We start from the raw sequence: 15,031 nt of genomic DNA, 5'->3' as shown, positions 1-15,031 counted from the left end.
GTCCACCGGATCCCCTACTCCCGGCAACAGGCGGCGGGGGCCGGGCGTGGGTGGTGGGTGTCCGGAGTGTGGGCGGTGTGCGGTGATTCTGTGTGTTGACTGTGCGACTGTCGGCGGCTCGGGTTAGCGTTCTGTCCGCAATGGACTCGCTCACGTTTCTGCACAGCTCGGACTGGCAGCTCGGCATGATGCGCCGGTTCCTGGGGCCGGACGGCCAGGCCCGGTGGGGTCAGGCGCGGCTGGATGCCGTCGCACGGATCGGCGCGGTCGCGGAGCGGACCGGTGCCGCGTTCGTGGTCGTCACCGGGGACGTGTTCGAGCACAACCAGGTCGAGCGGCAGACGATCCTGCGCGCGTGTGAGGCCCTCAAGCGGATCCCGGTCCCGGTCGTCCTGCTCCCGGGCAACCACGACGCGCTCGAACCGGGCTCGCTCTGGACGTCGAGCCAGTGGCTCGCGCACGCCCCCGACCACGTCACGGTGCTGACCGAAACGACACCGTTTCAGATCCTGCCCGGCGTCGAGATCGTCGGCGCGCCGTGGCGTTCCCGCCGCCCGCTCTCCGATCCCGCGGCGCCGGGTTACGCCGACCTGACCGCCGACCCGGGCAAGCTCCGGATCCTGCTCGCCCACGGCCAGCTGACGAGCCTGTCCGGCGGCATGTCCGACGTACCCCCGATCGACCAGCCGGCCCTCGAGGCGGCCGTCGCGGACGGCCGCCTGCAGTACGCCGGCCTCGGCGACCGGCACTCGACCACCCGGGTCACGGACCGGATCTGGTTCTCCGGCACCCAGGAGGTCACGTCGCCGGAGGAGGACGCGCCCGGCAACGTCCTCAAGGTCACGATCGCCGGCGACACGATCGACGTCGACCCGGTCCGCGTCGGCGCCTGGCACATGGTGGATCACCGCGTCGAACTGTTCGACGAGGAGTCGATCACCGCGCTGGAGGACTGGTTCGCGGAGCTCCCCGACAAGGAGCGGACGTACGTACGGCTGGCCGGCGACGGCTCGTTGTCGCTGCCATTGCTGGCCCGGCTCGACTCGATCATCGACGCGCAGGGCGAGGTGTTCGCGAGCGTCGAGCGCTGGGCGAAGTTCTGGACGGTACGTCCCGCACCGGACGCCGCGGACCTGGAGTCGCTGCAGCTGAGCGGTCCGGCCCGGGCCGCGATGGAGGAGTTGCGGCAGGCACTGGCCGGTGGCGACGAGGCCGCCGGCGCCGCGCTCTCGCTGATGCACCGATTGGCGCGGGACGCGGGATGAGATTACACAGCTTGGCGCTGCGGGACTTCCGCGGCGTCAAGGACCGTACTGTCCGGTTCCGCGCGCTCGGTACCACCGTGGTGGTCGGCGACAACGAGGTCGGGAAGTCCAGCCTGGTCGAGGCGTTCGGGCTGATCTTCGACCTGCCGGACGACTCGAAGTCGACCCGGATCAAGGAGATCCAGCCGGTCGGCCAGGACGTCGGGCCGGAGGTGACGGCCGAGCTGAGCCTCGGCGGCCGCGAGTTGACGTACTCGAAGCGCTGGCTGAAGAACCGTTCCACCGAGCTGACGATCGTCGAGGCCGACGGGCGGCGGCAGTCCTGGACCGGGCGCGAGGCGCACAACGAGGCCGAGCGGCTGTTCCGCGAGCACGTGGATCCGGTGCTCTGGCAGACGCTGATGGTGAGCCAGGGTCAGTCGTTGGTGCTGCCAACGCCGGCCGATGCGGAGCCGTTGATCACCGCGGTGACGGCCGAGTCCGGTACGCCGGTCGACGGTGCGTCGATGCCGTTGGTGACCGCGGTCGAGCACGAGTACCTGCGGTACTGGACACCCCGCGGCAAGCCGACCGGTGACTTCGCCCGGTCCGCGAAGTCTGTCGATGCGGCCGAGTTGGCGTTCAAGCAGGCGCTGCAGGCGATGGAGGAAGTGCAGTCCGACATTCGTCGCGCCGAGCGGCTGAACCTCGACGTCGACGACGTGGCGAACCGCCTCACCGACCACCTGACCACCGTCGAGGCGCTGCGCGAACGCAAGCAGGCGACCGACGAGATCCTGCTCCGCCGCGACTCGGTCCGGTCCCGCGCCGAGACCGCCCGGGCCCGGTTGGAGAATCACACCCGCACCCGGCTCGACCGCGAACGCCTCCTCGACGAGGTCGAGCGGTTCACCAAGTTCGAGGCCGACCTGGCCGCCCGCCGGGCCGATGCCGAACTCGTTGCGAAGACCGCCGCCGAGACCGTCCAGGCAGCCGAGGCCGCGCTCGCCGATGTCGTCGAGCTCAAAGACCTGCGGCGTACCGAAGTGCAGATCGCCGAACGGCGCGTGTCCGACCTGATGGACCGGGCCGAACTGGACCGGCTGGTCGGCCAGCAGACCGAGCTCGTCGACGTCCGGGCGCGGATCGCCGCGGCCGGGACGATCCTCGATCGGATCAAGGTCGACGACGCGATCGTGGCGGCGCTGGAGGACGGCCGCGCCGCAGTGGTCGAGGCCCGCGCGGCGCTCGCGGCCGGCGTACCCGAGGTGACGGTGCGACGGCTCGGGGCGGAGGCGGTCGAGCTGTCCGGGACGGGCCTGGAGGGCGACGTACCGGCGGAGCTCGGGTTCGACGACACCGCCAACCTCCTGGTGTCGGGCGAGTTGGTGGTCGGTGTCCCGGGGCAGGTCGAGGTGACCGTACGCGCCGGTGGCGAGGCGGCGACGCTGCGCTCGCGGGTCGACGACGCCGTACGGCGGGAGAAGGACCTGCTGAAGAAGGCCGGCGTGAAGGACGTCGCCGCGGCGCGGGAACTGCTGCGCAAGGCGGACACGGCGCTTGCCGAGCTCAACGAGGCGCGGCGGACCGAGAAGGCGCTGACGGCCGGCGGTGACCCGGGGGAGCGGATCGCTGTCCTGACGGCGCGGCTGGGGGTCGGCGAGGATGAGGAGGCCGAGGCCGGCGACAGCGGCGCCAAGCGCGCGGCGGTCGAGGGCGTGCCCGGACAGATGTCGTTGTTCGAGGAGTTCGCCTCACCGCATGACACGCTCTTCGACGGGTTCGAGCAGCCGGAGGCCGAGCCCGACGACCTTGCGGGCGCACAACGAGCGCTCGAGACCGCACGCGACGGACTGGCCGAGGCGGAGCGGCTGCTGACGGATGCGGAGTTCGCCCGGGCACAGGCCGGCAAGGCGGCCGACGAGGATCGGTCCGAGGCGCAGAACGCGCGCGCCCGTTCGGAACTCGCCGGCGAACGGCTGGCGGCTGCGCTCGAGTCGCTGGAGGCCGCGCGGACGGTGCTCGACGACGAGGCCGTCGCTACGGCGGAAGCCGAGGCGACCGCTGAGGTCGAGGCCATGCTCGAGGAGCTGACCGCCGTACAAGCGCAGGCCGCCGAGGCAGGCGCAGACGAGGTCGCGGGCGAGCTGAACCACGCGCTCGCGGTCGCGAAACGGCTGCAGGACGAGCGTGATCGGTTGCGGGACGCGTTGCGTACGACGGAAGGCCGGCTGGAGCAGTCCGGCCGGGACGGGCTCGCGACGCGCCGCGATCTCGCCGAGCTGGAGCTGGCCGCCGTACGGACCGAACACGAGAGCCTGCTGCGCCGCGCCGAGGCCGCGCGGCGTGTGCACGAGACGTTGAGCAGGCATCGGGCCGAGGCGCAGACGAAGTACTCCGAGCCGCTGCAGAGCCGGATCGAGGCACTCGGCCGGAGCGTCTACGGGCCGTCGTTCCGGGTCTGGCTCGACGACGACCTGGCGGTCGCGGAACGCGAGCTGGACGGCGTACGGCTGTCCGTCGAGGCGTTGTCGACCGGCGCCCAGGAACAGCTCGCGATCATCACGCGGCTGGCGATCAGCCACCTGGTGAGCACCGGCGAGGGCAGCGTTCCGGTGATCTTCGACGACGCCCTCGGCTGGTCCGACAAGGCCCGCCTCCGCGACATGGGCGCCCTGCTCGGCCGCGCCGGCGACCACGGCCAGATCATCGTCCTGACCTGCATGCCCGACCGCTACGAATACGTCCCGAAGGCCACCTTCATCACGCTGGACGGATGATCCGTTCCGGGGCCGAGTAGACGACGCAGCGGTTGCCGCGGGCGAAGCCGGCCAGGGTGATGTTGAACTTTCTGGCCAGGTCGACGGCGAGGCTGGAGGGGGCGCCGACGGCGACGATCATGCCGAGGCCGGCGGCGACCGCCTTCTGGACGATCTCGTAGCCGGCGCGGCCGCTGACGGCGAGGACGAGGCCCTTGCGGCTGTGCTGGTTGAGGACGGTCCAGCCGACGACCTTGTCGACGGCGTTGTGGCGGCCGATGTCCTCCTTCACGACGACCTTGCGGCCGTCGGTGGTGAACAGGCCCGCGGCGTGGAGTCCTCCGGTCCGGCTGAACATCGGCTGGGCCTCGCGCAGCAGATCGGGCAGGCGGCGTACGACCTCCACCGGTGCTTCGACGGGATCGACCGGGTCGTACTGGCGTTCCGCGAGTTCGTCGAGGCTCTGCTGGCCGCACACCCCGCACGCGGCGGACGTGACGCCGTACCGCTGGGGTGGCTCGCGGTCCGGGGGACCGTCGAAGCTGACGGTCACGGTGTTGAACTGCTGTTCGCGGGTGAGGGTGACGTCGGTGCAGTACGCGACCGTGCGGATCGCGTCGGGTCGGACCGCGAACCCTTCGCCGAGGCAGAACCCAGCGGCGAGCTCGAAGTCGGAGCCAGGGGTGCGCATCGTCACGACGAGCGGCTCGGGTGGCCGGGCCGGCCATTCGAGCCGGAGCTCCAGTGGTTCCTCGGTGCTGACGACGTCCTCTCGCCGCGAGGTGCGGTCACCGTCGAGCACTTCGACCTTGAACCTGCTGGAGGGCGCCTTCGTCATACCTCCACGGTAGGCCACTTCCGCCGTACGGCGAGCCAGTCCAGGAATGTCCACGCGTACAGCCGCTGGTGATCGCGCAACGCCGGGGTGCAGCCGGGCGGGGGTGGGGCGTCGGCGTTCTTCATCATGTACGCGGCGATGACGGCGACGAAGCAGTCGAGGTGATCCTTGGGTACGTCGGCGGTCAGCGGGCTGCGGGTGATTGCTGTGAAGGTGTCGATGCCTTGGTACTGCGCGACCGGCAGTAGTCCGACCCAGTCGACCCAGGCGGGTCCGAGCGTCAGCCAGTTCCAGTCGATCGTCCAGCAGGTCCCGGTGTCGTCGATCAGCAGGTTGTCCGGCCGCAGATCCGAGTGCGCCGCCGTATCCCCGGCCAACGCTTCCGGTGCCAGCTCCACCAACTCGACCAACTCCGGCAACACCCGCGGCACCCAAACCTGCAACCCCGCCGGCAGGGCGCGCTCACCCGCCAGAATCTCCGCCGGAATCCGCAGCTCATCACCCACGAGCGACCCGAACGGATCCAACCCACCCAACGGACTCGGCCGCATCACCTCCGCGGTCCGCTCACAAGCAGCAGTCACCCGCCCGAAGTCCGCACCCGTCCACGGTCCACCAGGCATCCGCCCGTCCACCCACTCAGAAACCACAGCAAACCACCGGGACCCGCCAGGCGTGTGGGCGGTGGTGATGATCCGGGGTGCGTGTACCGAGGGTGGGAGTTGGGGGACTACCTCGGCCTCGCGTTGGTAGGCCTCGTAGGCGTGCAGGCCCTCGGGAGCCGCCTTGATGAAGACTCGGCGGCCGTCGGCCAGTTCCGCGCGGGCTGCGAAGCCGCCGGTGAAGCCGGAGGTTACCGGGGCGGCGACGTGCTCGATGTCGGTGCCGAGGGCAACGGTCAGGGCGTTGTGGAGGGCCGGTGGGAGGGAGGTCCAGTCGGGGCGGACGGAGGTGGCGGTGTAGTCGACGTCGGGGGCGCGGCTCATGTCCACCAACGATAGGAGCGGCGCCTGTGGTTTAGCGTTCGGCTCATGGTGTTGCATGTGCTCGACCTGGTCGGGATCTTCGTGTTCGGGATCACCGGTGCGCTGGTCGGCGTACGGAAGAAGCTGGACGTCTTCGGTATCCAGGTGCTCGCGCTCGTCACCGGCCTCGGCGGCGGGTTCATCCGGGACGTCCTGATCGGCCAGACCCCTCCGGCCGCGCTCCGCGACTGGCGCTACCTGGTCGTGCCGATCGTCGCCGGTCTGCTCACGTTCTTCCTCCATCCCGGTATCGGCCGCGTCGAACGCCTGGTGAACATCTTCGACGCGGCAGGTCTGGCGCTGTTCTGCGTGACCGGCGCTCTGAAGGCCATCGACTTCGGCCTGTCGCCGATCTCGGCCGCTCTGCTCGGGACGCTGTCCGGCATCGGCGGGGGAGTACTCCGCGATGTCCTCAGCGGCCGCGTACCCGTCGTACTGCGCTCCGAGATCTACGCCACCCCCGCACTCCTCGGCGCGGGCATCGTCGTCATCGCCGCCTGGCTCGAGTACCACGCGTTGTGGGTCCCGATCGCCGCCGCGCTGGTCTGCTTCACGATCCGGCTGATCGCGATCCGCCGCGGCTGGAACGCCCCGCTACCCCGCAACCCGTGACGGCGGCGCCCATCCGTTGACCACGGCAACCAGTTCCTGGTACCGATGCCAGTCGGGTCCGGCCTCGGTCCGACGGAGTTCGATCAGCTTCCCGCGGTACACCGGGTCCGCGCGCAGCGGATCGTCTCCGGCCAGCGCGAGATAGCCGGCCAACAGACGCCGTACCGACTCTTGGAAGTCATGCGACGACACCAGCGCGGTCAGCTCCAGCCAGGCCTCGACCTGCTGCGGGTCGGGGTCCTCGGGCAGTACGGGCGTCAGGTTCTGGCGGACCGCCGGGGTGACGCCTTCGAGCGTCGTGCTGAGGAAGTCCTCGATCAGCGCGCGGCGGTCCTGTTCGGACTGTTCGGTCATGAGGTGAAGGTCCTCCAGGTCGGGATTTCGGGCCAGGACCGTGAGCAGGGCCTGCTGCCGGCGCAGCGTACTGATCTGGATCGCGAGCGCGTCCGCGTGGGTCGCGGCGACCTCGGCGAGCGGGCGTTCGTCCCGCAGTACGGCACGGATCGTCGGCAGGTCCAGGTCCAGGGCACGCAACGTCCGGATCAGCCGCAGCCGTACGACGGCGTTGTCGTCGTAGCGTCGATGGCCGGCGGCAGTACGCCGTGACGTCAGCAGCCCGAGGTCGGAGTAGTGCCGCACGGCCTTCACCGACACCCCGGCCAGCCGCGCCACCGCACCGATCGAGTGGTCCATACCCGCCACCCTCACACCTCCCGTAACAGGAGATACAAGCCTAGTTGTGGGCGAAGCGTTCCTTCGGCCGGGCGAACGTGATCGAGACGGCCGCGACGATCGCGCACGCGATCCCGACGCCGAACGGGACCCAGTACGCGTTCGACGGTCCCCACACGTCGACGGCGTGGCCGGCGGCCGCATTCCCGGGGGCGACACCGAGCAGGATGCCCGTGACGGTCCAGGTGATCGCCTCGGTCAGCCGCTCCGGCGGCACCCACTCCTCGACGCACGCGGTGACCGCGACCATCGTCGGCGCGATCGTCATTCCGCAGCAGAACAGTACGACGCCGAGCAGCGGGATGCTGTTGACCCACGGCAGCGGCGCGAGCGTGATCGCGAGCGCGACCGTCCCCAACAGCAGCCGGCGCTCCACCGGAGCGCGCCAGTGCACCGAGCCGTACCAGAGACCCGCCAGCAGGCTCCCGAACGCCCAGATCGCCAGTACGACACCTGCCAGCCCTGCTTCGCCCCGCGAGGTCGTGAACGCAACAGTGATGACCTCAGCGCCGCCAAGGGTCGCGCCGAGGCCCAGACCGATCAGGCTGAGCAACATGATCGACAGCCAGGGCAGCGGCGCCTGCTCGGCTCCGTCGGACTTACCCCGCCCAGGCGGGTCGGACGCGCGCAGCAGGGCCAGCCAGATGCCCCCGGCCAGTCCCAGTAACCCAGCTGCCGACAAGGCGGCGTACGGGCTGACCTGGGTCGCCAGGGTGGTCGCCAGGACCGGGCCGACGATGAAGACGACCTCGTCCCCGACCGCCTCCAACGCGAACGCCGTCTGCAGCGCCCGCCCGCGGCCGAGCAGATGCGTCCACCGGGCCCGGACGAACGAGCCGACCTGCGGACGGGTGCCACCGGCAACGAACGACAGCGCGTACAGCACCCAGGTAGCCGCTCCGGCACGGACGGCGACGAGCAGACCGGCGAGGCCGACCGTACAGGCGACCGAGCCGATCAGGATCAGCCCGCGCTGACCGAACCGGTCGACGAGGCGCCCCTGGATCGGGCCCGTCAGGGCACCGGCGATCACGGCCACGCCGGACACCGCGCCGGCCAGACCGTACGAGCCGCTCTCCTGGGCGATCAGGATGACGATTCCGAGGCCGATCATCGAGATCGGCATCCGCCCGAGGATGCCGGCCGCGAAGAACGCACCGGCGCCGGGACGGCGGATGAGATGGAAGTAGGGCTTGAGCATGAGAGACCGGGAGCAGCTTAGGTCATCGGCGTCTGAGAAGCTTGGAACATGTCGCCAGCTGCACCCCCGATCGGCAAAGCTCCGTACGATGCAGTCCTGCTCCTCTCCTTCGGTGGGCCCGAGAAGCCCGAGGACGTGCTCCCCTTCCTGCAGAACGTGACCCGCGGCCGTGGGATCCCGGACGAGCGGTTGAAGGAGGTCGGCGAGCACTACTACGCGTTCGGCGGCAAGAGCCCGATCAACGACCAGAACCGGGCGCTGCTCGCGGCGCTGCGGGAGTCGTTCGACGAGCTCGGGCTGGACCTGCCGATCTACTGGGGCAACCGCAACTGGGCGCCGTACCTGACCGACACGATGCGCGAGATGGCCGCCGACGGCGTCCGCCGGGCCGTGGTGATCGTCACGTCCGCGTACCCGTCGTACTCCGGCTGCCGGCAGTACCGGGAGAACCTGGAGGACGCCGCCCGCGAGGTCCCGGACGCGCCGCGGATCGACAAGCTCCGGCACTACGCGAACCACCCAGGCTTCGTCGGCTCGTTCGTGGAGTCGACCGCCGAGGCGCTGAGCAAGCTCCCGGAGGGGTCCGCGATCGCGTACGTGACGCACTCGATCCCGACCGCGATGAACGCCACCAGCGGACCGGACGGCAACGGGTACGTCGACTGGCACAACGACGTCGCCGCGGAGATCACAGCGGAGCTCGAGCGCCGTACGGGCCGGCAGCGGCGGACCGACCTGGTCTACTGCTCGCGCTCCGGGCCGCCGCAGGTGCCGTGGCTGGAGCCGGACGTGAACGACCACCTCGAGGCGCTCGCCGCCGAGGGACAGCCGGGCGTGGCGGTCGTACCGATCGGGTTCGTCAGCGACCACATGGAGGTCATCTACGACCTCGACACCGAGGCCGCGAAGACCGCCGCGAAGCTCGGCCTGCCGATGGCGCGGGCCGCGACCCCCGGGACCGACCCGAAGTTCGTCACGATGCTCCGCGACCTGGTGGTCGAGCGGGCCGCCGCCGAGCGCGGCGAACAGCCGGACCGCCCGTGCGTCGGCAAGCTGGGCCCGGCCTGGGACGACTGCCGCCACGACTGCTGCCCACCGCTCCGCCGACCGACCCCAGTTAAGGAAAACGCATGACTTCCCCGGACGAGTTGCTGAAGCTTGCGGTCGACGTGGCGGAGGAGGCTGCGCGGCTGATCGTCGAGCGTCGCCGGGGCGACATCACTGTCGCGGACACCAAGAGCACGATCACCGACGTGGTGACCGCGGTCGACCGCGAGTCCGAGGAGCTGATCCGCGCCCGGGTGCTGAAGGCCCGGCCGGACGACTCGTTCCTCGGCGAGGAGGGCGACGACGTGGTCGGCACCAGCGGGGTGCGCTGGGTCGTCGACCCGATCGACGGCACGGTCAACTACCTGTACGACATCCCGACGTACGCGGTCTCGATCGCGGTCGAGGTGGACGGCAGGACGGTCGCCGGGGTGGTCGTGGACGCGCCGAAGGGTGAGGTGTTCACCGCGACGCTCGGTGGTGGCGCGTTCTCCGACGGCCGGCCGATCCGGGTGTCGGGGGAGACCGACCTCGCGAAGGCGTTGGTCGGCACCGGTTTCGGGTACGACCCGGCCCGCCGGCAGGTGCAGGCCGAGGTGATCCAGCAGCTGATCACGAAGGTCCGCGACATCCGCCGGATCGGGGTCGGCGCGATCGACCTCTGCTACGTGGCCTGCGGCCGGCTCGACGTGGTGTTCGAACGCGGACTGAACCCCTGGGACTACGGAGCGGGTGCGCTGATCGCGTCCGAGGCCGGGGCGCGGGTCGGTGGGCTGCACGGGGCGCCGGTGTCGCCGGAGATGTCGATCGCGGCCAGTCCGGCGCTCTTCGAGCCGTTCCACGACTTGCTGACCGCAACCGATCCGCTACGCGCTTAGAGTCTTCTGAGTGTTCCTTTCTGCGCAGTACCGAGCACTAACGAGCATTCTGGTGTTCGGTCCTGACATTTGTGGCGACACGCGGGTCACACCATGGACCCAGTCGTGCATTGCGGGCCTTTATAGGGCACAATCCCGTCCTCGGGAACGGTGATTGCCGGTCCCGGCCTGGCTGTCAAGGGTTTCGGGGGACGAAGATTCAGCGCGGTGCGCCGACGCGGAATTTCTCGGCCGCTCCACCCGTTCAAGGGCTCAGCAGGCAACACCACGGGTACGAAGAGGGCAGGGAAACACCATGGCGACTGATTACGACGCCCCGCGCAAGACGGACGAGGACGCTTCCGAAGAGTCGATCGAGGAGCTGAAGACACGCCGTCACGACAAGAACTCCGGCAAGGTCGACGAGGACGAGGCCGAGGCGGCGGAAAGCTTCGAGCTGCCCGGCGCCGACCTGAGCCACGAGGAGCTGGCGGTCCGGGTCCTTCCGCGCCAGGCCGACGAGTTCACCTGTTCGAGCTGCTTCCTGGTTCACCACCGCAGCCAGCTCGCCGAGACGAAGAACGGGCAGCTGATCTGCCGCGACTGCGCAGCCTGACCGGTAGCCCTTCTTCGTCTGCAGAACGACAGCGGGACCGTTCCACACCAGTGGAACGGTCCCGCTGTGCTGTCTTCGCTGTGCCGTCTTGTCAGGCCTCGTCGTCCTTGGTGATGCTCTTGCGCAGGGTGTCCTCGTCGTAGCCGGGCGGCGCGTAGCCGGTCGACTTCAGCCAGTACGCGGCGGCCCGGCGTTCCGCGAACAACCTCGCGGCGGCCGCGGCTCCGGCGCTGACGGCGGCCCAGGTGACGATCTCGGCGTACCCGCCCTGGCCGTTCTTCGGCGGTTTACCGCCCGATCCCAGCTTCCAGGCCGTGCTGACCGCCTTGCTCGCGGCCAGGCCCACCACGATCGTGAACGCGGCCTGCACCAGCTTCCAGCCGATCTTCGCTCCGACCACCACACACCCTCCTCGTACGACTGCTGACCTCTAGGATCTTCCCACGCTGTGCCCGCTCAGGGCGGCAGCCAACCGGTCGGGGTGCCGCGTGGCGATCAGCCAGTACGGCGCCGGGTCGCCCGGGTCGGTGATCTGCACCCGGACCGCGCCGGGCAGGTAGCTGCGCAGCACCAGGTACGCCTTCGGGTCGCAGTCCCGGCCGAACGCGTTCCGCGCCGCGTCACCGGTCAGCGCCTCGACGTCACCCAGGTACGTACGGTCGATCTCGGCCCGCCCGGCCCGCAGGTGTTGCTCGTCGACCTCGACGCGTGCCCCGCCGTACCGCAGGAACAACGCCAGCAGGCCCACCGCCGCGAGACCGCCGACGAGCGCGCCCGCGATCGTGTTCACCGGTACGGCGACGATGACGAACAGGGTGACCACGGTGGCGGTGGCGATGATCCACCACGACACCGGGACCCGCAGACTTTCGCGATACGTACTTTGTTCGAGGACCACGGGACAAGGATAGGGTCACGTCTTGTGACCGAGGTACTCATCCAGCGACTCGACCCCGACCTCCCGCTCCCGTCCTACGCGCACCCCGGCGACGCCGGCGCGGACCTGGTGGCAGCCGCCGACCTGACCCTGAAACCGGGAGAGCGCGGGCTGGTCGGCACCGGCATCGCGATCGCCCTGCAGGACGGGTACGCCGCGTTCGTGCACCCGCGCTCGGGGCTGGCCGCCAAACACGGCGTCTCGATCGTGAACGCCCCCGGCACCGTCGACGCCGGGTACCGCGGCGAGATCAAGATCAACCTGATCAACCTGGACCCGCACGCCGAGGTGACGATCCGGCGCGGTGACCGGATCGCGCAGCTGATCGTCCAGCAGGTGGCGAAGGTCCGGTTCGTCGAGGTCAGCACGCTGCCCGGATCCGCGCGCGGCGACCAGGGGCACGGGTCCACCGGTGGTTTCGGCGATGTGACACGCTGAGCAGGTGCACCCGTTGACCTGTCGGATGCGCGAGACTACGGCGCGGTGTCAGCGCCGGTACCAACATCGAGGAAGTAGGCAACAGCTGTGATCTTCCGCCGTAAGGGCAAGAACGAGCCCGAGACGAGCGAGACCGTCGAGGAGACCGCGCCGGACGCCCGCGCCGAAGGCCCGTTCGACTCGACCGAGGTCGAGGCCGCCGACCTGGAGGCCGAGGACCGGATCGACCTGGGCGCGCTGCGGGTCGCAGGCATGCCCGGCATGGAGCTGGGGCTGCAGGTCGACGAGCAGAGCGGTGTGGTGCAGGCCGTGCTGCTGATGATGGACGACTCCGCGCTGGAGCTGCGCGCGTTCGCCGCGCCGAAGACCGCCGGCATCTGGGACGAGGTACGGCAGGAGATCGTCGGCGAGGCCGCGAAGATGGGCGGTACGGCGACCGAGACCGACGGCCCGTTCGGTACCGAACTGGTCCTGGTCGTCCCGGTCGAGGACCCCGAGGGCCAGGTCTTCAGCCAGACGTCCCGCGTGATCGGCGTCGACGGCCCGCGCTGGCTGCTCCGCGCCACCGTACTGGGCCGCGCCGCGGTCGAGCCGGACGCCGCCGAACCGATGATCGACACGCTCCGCAACGTCATCGTCGTGCGTGGGAACGAGCCGATGGCGGTCCGCGAGTCGCTGCCGCTGCGGCTGCCCGAGGGCGCCCAGCCGAACGACGCCGAGCAGGCCTGAGCGGACTACACTCGAGACCATGGGTAGCAACAAACCCGCGGGGCTGTGGAAGCGTGCCTTCCGCGGTCTGGCCGGCGACCGTGACCAGCAGGACGCGGAGGTCCTCCAGGACTTCGCGCAGGACTGCGGCGCGCGCTCGATCACCGGCTGCCACGACCGCGAACTCGTCACGCTGTACGGCACGCTGCGCACGATTACGTTCAGCCCGCGCGGCGGCGTACCGGCCCTGGAGGGTGAGTTGTACGACGGAACCGGCACGGTCAAGCTGATCTGGCTCGGCCGGCGCAAGATCGGCGGCATCCACGCCGGCTCGGAGCTGATCGCCTCCGGCCGGATCGGCGTCGTCGACGGCGACCGGGTGATGTTCAACCCGCGCTACGAGCTCCGGCCCCAAGAAGCCCATGGCTGAGCCCACAGCGCCTGCAGCGCCGGCTTCGGGGAAGGGCATCGGCAGCTGGGTCGGCATGATGGTCGACGTCGGCCTGCCCTGGATCGCGTTCACGTTGGTGTACGGGTTCAGCGACCACAACCTCAAGCTCGCATTGATCGTCGCGATCTCGTCCGCTGCCGTCGTCGCGCTGTACCGGCTGGTCCGGCGCAAGCCGATCGCCAGCGTGATCGCCGGCTTCATCGGCGTACTGATCTCCGCCTGGACCGCGCACCACACCGGCCAGGCCCAGGACGCGTTCCTGCCGGGCATCCTGCTGAACGCCGGCTACGGCGTGCTCTACCTGGTGACGATCGTGTCCCGGTATCCGCTGTTCGGCCTGCTGTACGGCGTGATCACCCAGACCTGGCTCGCTTGGCGCAACGACCCGGTCCTGTTCCGCGGTCTGAACCGCGTCACGATCGTCTTCGCCAGCCAGGTCGGGATCCGGCTGGCGATCATGGTGCCGCTGTACCTGACGCACAACGTCAACGCGCTCGGCATCGCGAAGATCGGGCTGGGACTCCCGTTCTACGCCGTCACGCTGTGGGCCGCGTACGCCGTACTCCGCGCGTCGATGCCGGCGGACAAGTGGGACGAGGTCAAGGACAACTTCGCCCACCTGCTCCGCGGCACGAAGCCCGAGAACAAGCCCGAAGAACGCGCCTGATCCGCTACGGACTCTTGGCGATCTCGTCCAGCGTCGGCCAGGGCGAACCCGCGCGGAGCAGACGGATCAGCTCCTCACCGAAGTACCGCCCGTCCGGGAACTCGTCGCCGATGTCCCAACGCCAGGCCGCGACCATCGCGAGGACGAGCTGGCGGCAGTCGTCGAGCAGTCCTCGGTCGATCCCTGGGTAGTGCTCGCACACCGCGGCGGGTACGTGAGCCAGATCGAACTCGACCGGGCCACGGCAGCACGTCTCCCAGTCGATGAACCGCGGGCCTGTCTTCGTACCGAGCAGGTTTCCCGGATGCGGCTCACCGTGCAGCAACTGCTCGTCGCCGAGCTGTTCTTCGATCGCGTTGCGAAGGTCCCGCAGTCGGTCGCCAAGGAAAGCGCGGTCGGCGTCGCCGAGTTCCGGCGAACGCTCTCGATCGGCAACGATCTCCTCAGCCTCTGTCACCCGATCCGTGAACCGCGGCGCCTGCACCTCGACCTCGCGCATGCCGGCGTGCAACCGCTCGAGCGACTTCGCATAGTCAGCCGCCGCGACCTGAGGTGCCGCCGGCTCGTAATAGGTCCACAGCGTCACCGCGAACCCGTCACGCACATAAACCCTGGGCTCGACCCGCGGGTCCAACGCCGCAGCCGGAGCCCCGACCGCAGCCAGCTGCTGAGCGATCTCCACCTCGAGCTCGGCAACCTCCTGCCCCAACGGAGCAACCCGAGCCATCACGTCGGAGGCCGTCAACCGCAGCGCCAACTTGTTCGAGTTGTGCAGGACGACCGCGTCCCCGACGTCCAACCCGGCCGAGCCCGCGACCCATTCCGCAGCCGCCACCGCCCGCGCAATCTGTGCAGTCTCCATAAGGCCCGGACCCTACCCGCGACCGCTTCCGGAAACC

At 69.9% G+C, this 15,031-nt stretch carries 17 protein-coding genes; 10 read left to right on the top strand and 7 right to left on the bottom strand.

All coding sequences use genetic code 11. From position 1 onward, the window contains the following. The first annotated feature begins 140 nt into the window (after nt 1-140). Complete coding sequence (locus tag ACFYRU_RS23725; protein ID WP_387662410.1) at nt 141-1,265, top strand: exonuclease SbcCD subunit D; 1,125 nt, start codon at nt 141-143, stop codon at nt 1,263-1,265. Then, entirely contained in the window at nt 1,262-4,024 is a 2,763-nt protein-coding gene (locus tag ACFYRU_RS23720) for an AAA family ATPase (protein ID WP_387662408.1), read from the top strand. The genes ACFYRU_RS23725 and ACFYRU_RS23720 overlap by 4 nt, the downstream gene beginning before the upstream one ends. Here the strand turns inward: ACFYRU_RS23720 and fdhD are convergent. Both fdhD and ACFYRU_RS23710 read right to left on the bottom strand, forming a co-directional pair. Continuing rightward, nucleotides 4,008-4,841 (bottom strand): formate dehydrogenase accessory sulfurtransferase FdhD, encoded by an 834-nt coding sequence (fdhD, locus tag ACFYRU_RS23715; protein ID WP_387662406.1) that lies wholly within the window; start codon nt 4,839-4,841, stop codon nt 4,008-4,010. The genes ACFYRU_RS23720 and fdhD overlap by 17 nt on opposite strands. Beyond that, complete coding sequence (locus tag ACFYRU_RS23710) at nt 4,838-5,827, bottom strand: phosphotransferase family protein (protein WP_387662405.1); 990 nt, start codon at nt 5,825-5,827, stop codon at nt 4,838-4,840. The genes fdhD and ACFYRU_RS23710 overlap by 4 nt, the downstream gene beginning before the upstream one ends. A gap of 45 nt (nt 5,828-5,872) precedes the next feature. Between ACFYRU_RS23710 and ACFYRU_RS23705 the strand changes: the two genes are divergently transcribed. Beyond that, the gene (locus tag ACFYRU_RS23705; RefSeq protein ID WP_141861874.1) at nt 5,873-6,478 is read left to right on the top strand and encodes a trimeric intracellular cation channel family protein; all 606 of its coding nucleotides are present in this window, start codon (nt 5,873-5,875) and stop codon (nt 6,476-6,478) included. On the opposite strand, the gene ACFYRU_RS23700 is transcribed toward ACFYRU_RS23705, so the two are convergent. Beyond that, nucleotides 6,461-7,171, bottom strand: a complete 711-nt coding sequence (locus ACFYRU_RS23700) for a MerR family transcriptional regulator (RefSeq protein WP_387662403.1) — start codon at nt 7,169-7,171, stop codon at nt 6,461-6,463. The genes ACFYRU_RS23705 and ACFYRU_RS23700 overlap by 18 nt on opposite strands. A 40-nt stretch (nt 7,172-7,211) precedes the next feature. Beyond that, entirely contained in the window at nt 7,212-8,411 is a 1,200-nt protein-coding gene (locus tag ACFYRU_RS23695) for an MFS transporter (RefSeq protein WP_387662401.1), read from the bottom strand. 48 nt (nt 8,412-8,459) lie between these two features. Between ACFYRU_RS23695 and ACFYRU_RS23690 the strand changes: the two genes are divergently transcribed. The 3 genes from ACFYRU_RS23690 to ACFYRU_RS23680 all read left to right on the top strand — a co-directional run bounded on the left by ACFYRU_RS23690 (nt 8,460) and on the right by ACFYRU_RS23680 (nt 10,931). After that, nucleotides 8,460-9,545, top strand: coding sequence for a ferrochelatase (locus tag ACFYRU_RS23690; RefSeq protein ID WP_387662399.1), 1,086 nt, complete (start codon nt 8,460-8,462; stop codon nt 9,543-9,545). Next, on the top strand, nt 9,542-10,336 hold the full coding sequence (locus ACFYRU_RS23685) for an inositol monophosphatase family protein (RefSeq protein WP_387662398.1): 795 nt from the start codon (nt 9,542-9,544) through the stop codon (nt 10,334-10,336). Before ACFYRU_RS23690 ends, ACFYRU_RS23685 begins: the two co-directional genes overlap by 4 nt. A 295-nt stretch (nt 10,337-10,631) precedes the next feature. Further along, nucleotides 10,632-10,931 (top strand): DUF4193 domain-containing protein, encoded by a 300-nt coding sequence (locus tag ACFYRU_RS23680; protein ID WP_130379292.1) that lies wholly within the window; start codon nt 10,632-10,634, stop codon nt 10,929-10,931. 91 nt (nt 10,932-11,022) lie between these two features. On the opposite strand, the gene ACFYRU_RS23675 is transcribed toward ACFYRU_RS23680, so the two are convergent. Both ACFYRU_RS23675 and ACFYRU_RS23670 read right to left on the bottom strand, forming a co-directional pair. After that, a complete protein-coding gene (locus ACFYRU_RS23675) occupies nt 11,023-11,334 on the bottom strand; it encodes a DUF4235 domain-containing protein (RefSeq protein WP_387662396.1) in 312 nt (103 codons plus the stop codon). 27 nt (nt 11,335-11,361) lie between these two features. Beyond that, complete coding sequence (locus tag ACFYRU_RS23670; protein ID WP_387662394.1) at nt 11,362-11,829, bottom strand: DUF3093 domain-containing protein; 468 nt, start codon at nt 11,827-11,829, stop codon at nt 11,362-11,364. A gap of 24 nt (nt 11,830-11,853) precedes the next feature. Here ACFYRU_RS23670 and dut point away from each other — a divergent pair, with 24 nt between their 5' ends. The 4 genes from dut (at nt 11,854) to ACFYRU_RS23650 (ending at nt 14,132) form a co-directional block, all read left to right on the top strand. After that, nucleotides 11,854-12,306: a dUTP diphosphatase gene (gene dut, locus ACFYRU_RS23665; protein ID WP_387662392.1), complete on the top strand. Its 453-nt coding sequence runs from the start codon at nt 11,854-11,856 to the stop codon at nt 12,304-12,306. Between the two features lie 87 nt (nt 12,307-12,393). Further along, nucleotides 12,394-13,035, top strand: coding sequence for a DUF3710 domain-containing protein (locus ACFYRU_RS23660; RefSeq protein ID WP_387662390.1), 642 nt, complete (start codon nt 12,394-12,396; stop codon nt 13,033-13,035). 19 nt (nt 13,036-13,054) lie between these two features. Then, entirely contained in the window at nt 13,055-13,444 is a 390-nt protein-coding gene (locus ACFYRU_RS23655; RefSeq protein ID WP_141861856.1) for an OB-fold nucleic acid binding domain-containing protein, read from the top strand. Further along, nucleotides 13,437-14,132 carry a DUF3159 domain-containing protein gene (locus ACFYRU_RS23650; protein ID WP_387662389.1) on the top strand — a complete coding sequence of 232 codons (696 nt, stop codon included), beginning with the start codon at nt 13,437-13,439 and terminating at the stop codon, nt 14,130-14,132. Before ACFYRU_RS23655 ends, ACFYRU_RS23650 begins: the two co-directional genes overlap by 8 nt. Before the next feature lie 4 nt (nt 14,133-14,136). On the opposite strand, the gene ACFYRU_RS23645 is transcribed toward ACFYRU_RS23650, so the two are convergent. Continuing rightward, on the bottom strand, nt 14,137-14,994 hold the full coding sequence (locus ACFYRU_RS23645; RefSeq protein ID WP_387662388.1) for a phosphotransferase family protein: 858 nt from the start codon (nt 14,992-14,994) through the stop codon (nt 14,137-14,139). Nucleotides 14,995-15,031 lie beyond the last annotated feature (37 nt).

The sequence above is a fragment of the Kribbella sp. NPDC004536 genome (assembly GCF_042873835.1).
GTDB lineage: Bacteria > Actinomycetota > Actinomycetes > Propionibacteriales > Kribbellaceae > Kribbella.
This window is presented reverse-complemented; position numbering and strand designations above follow the sequence as displayed.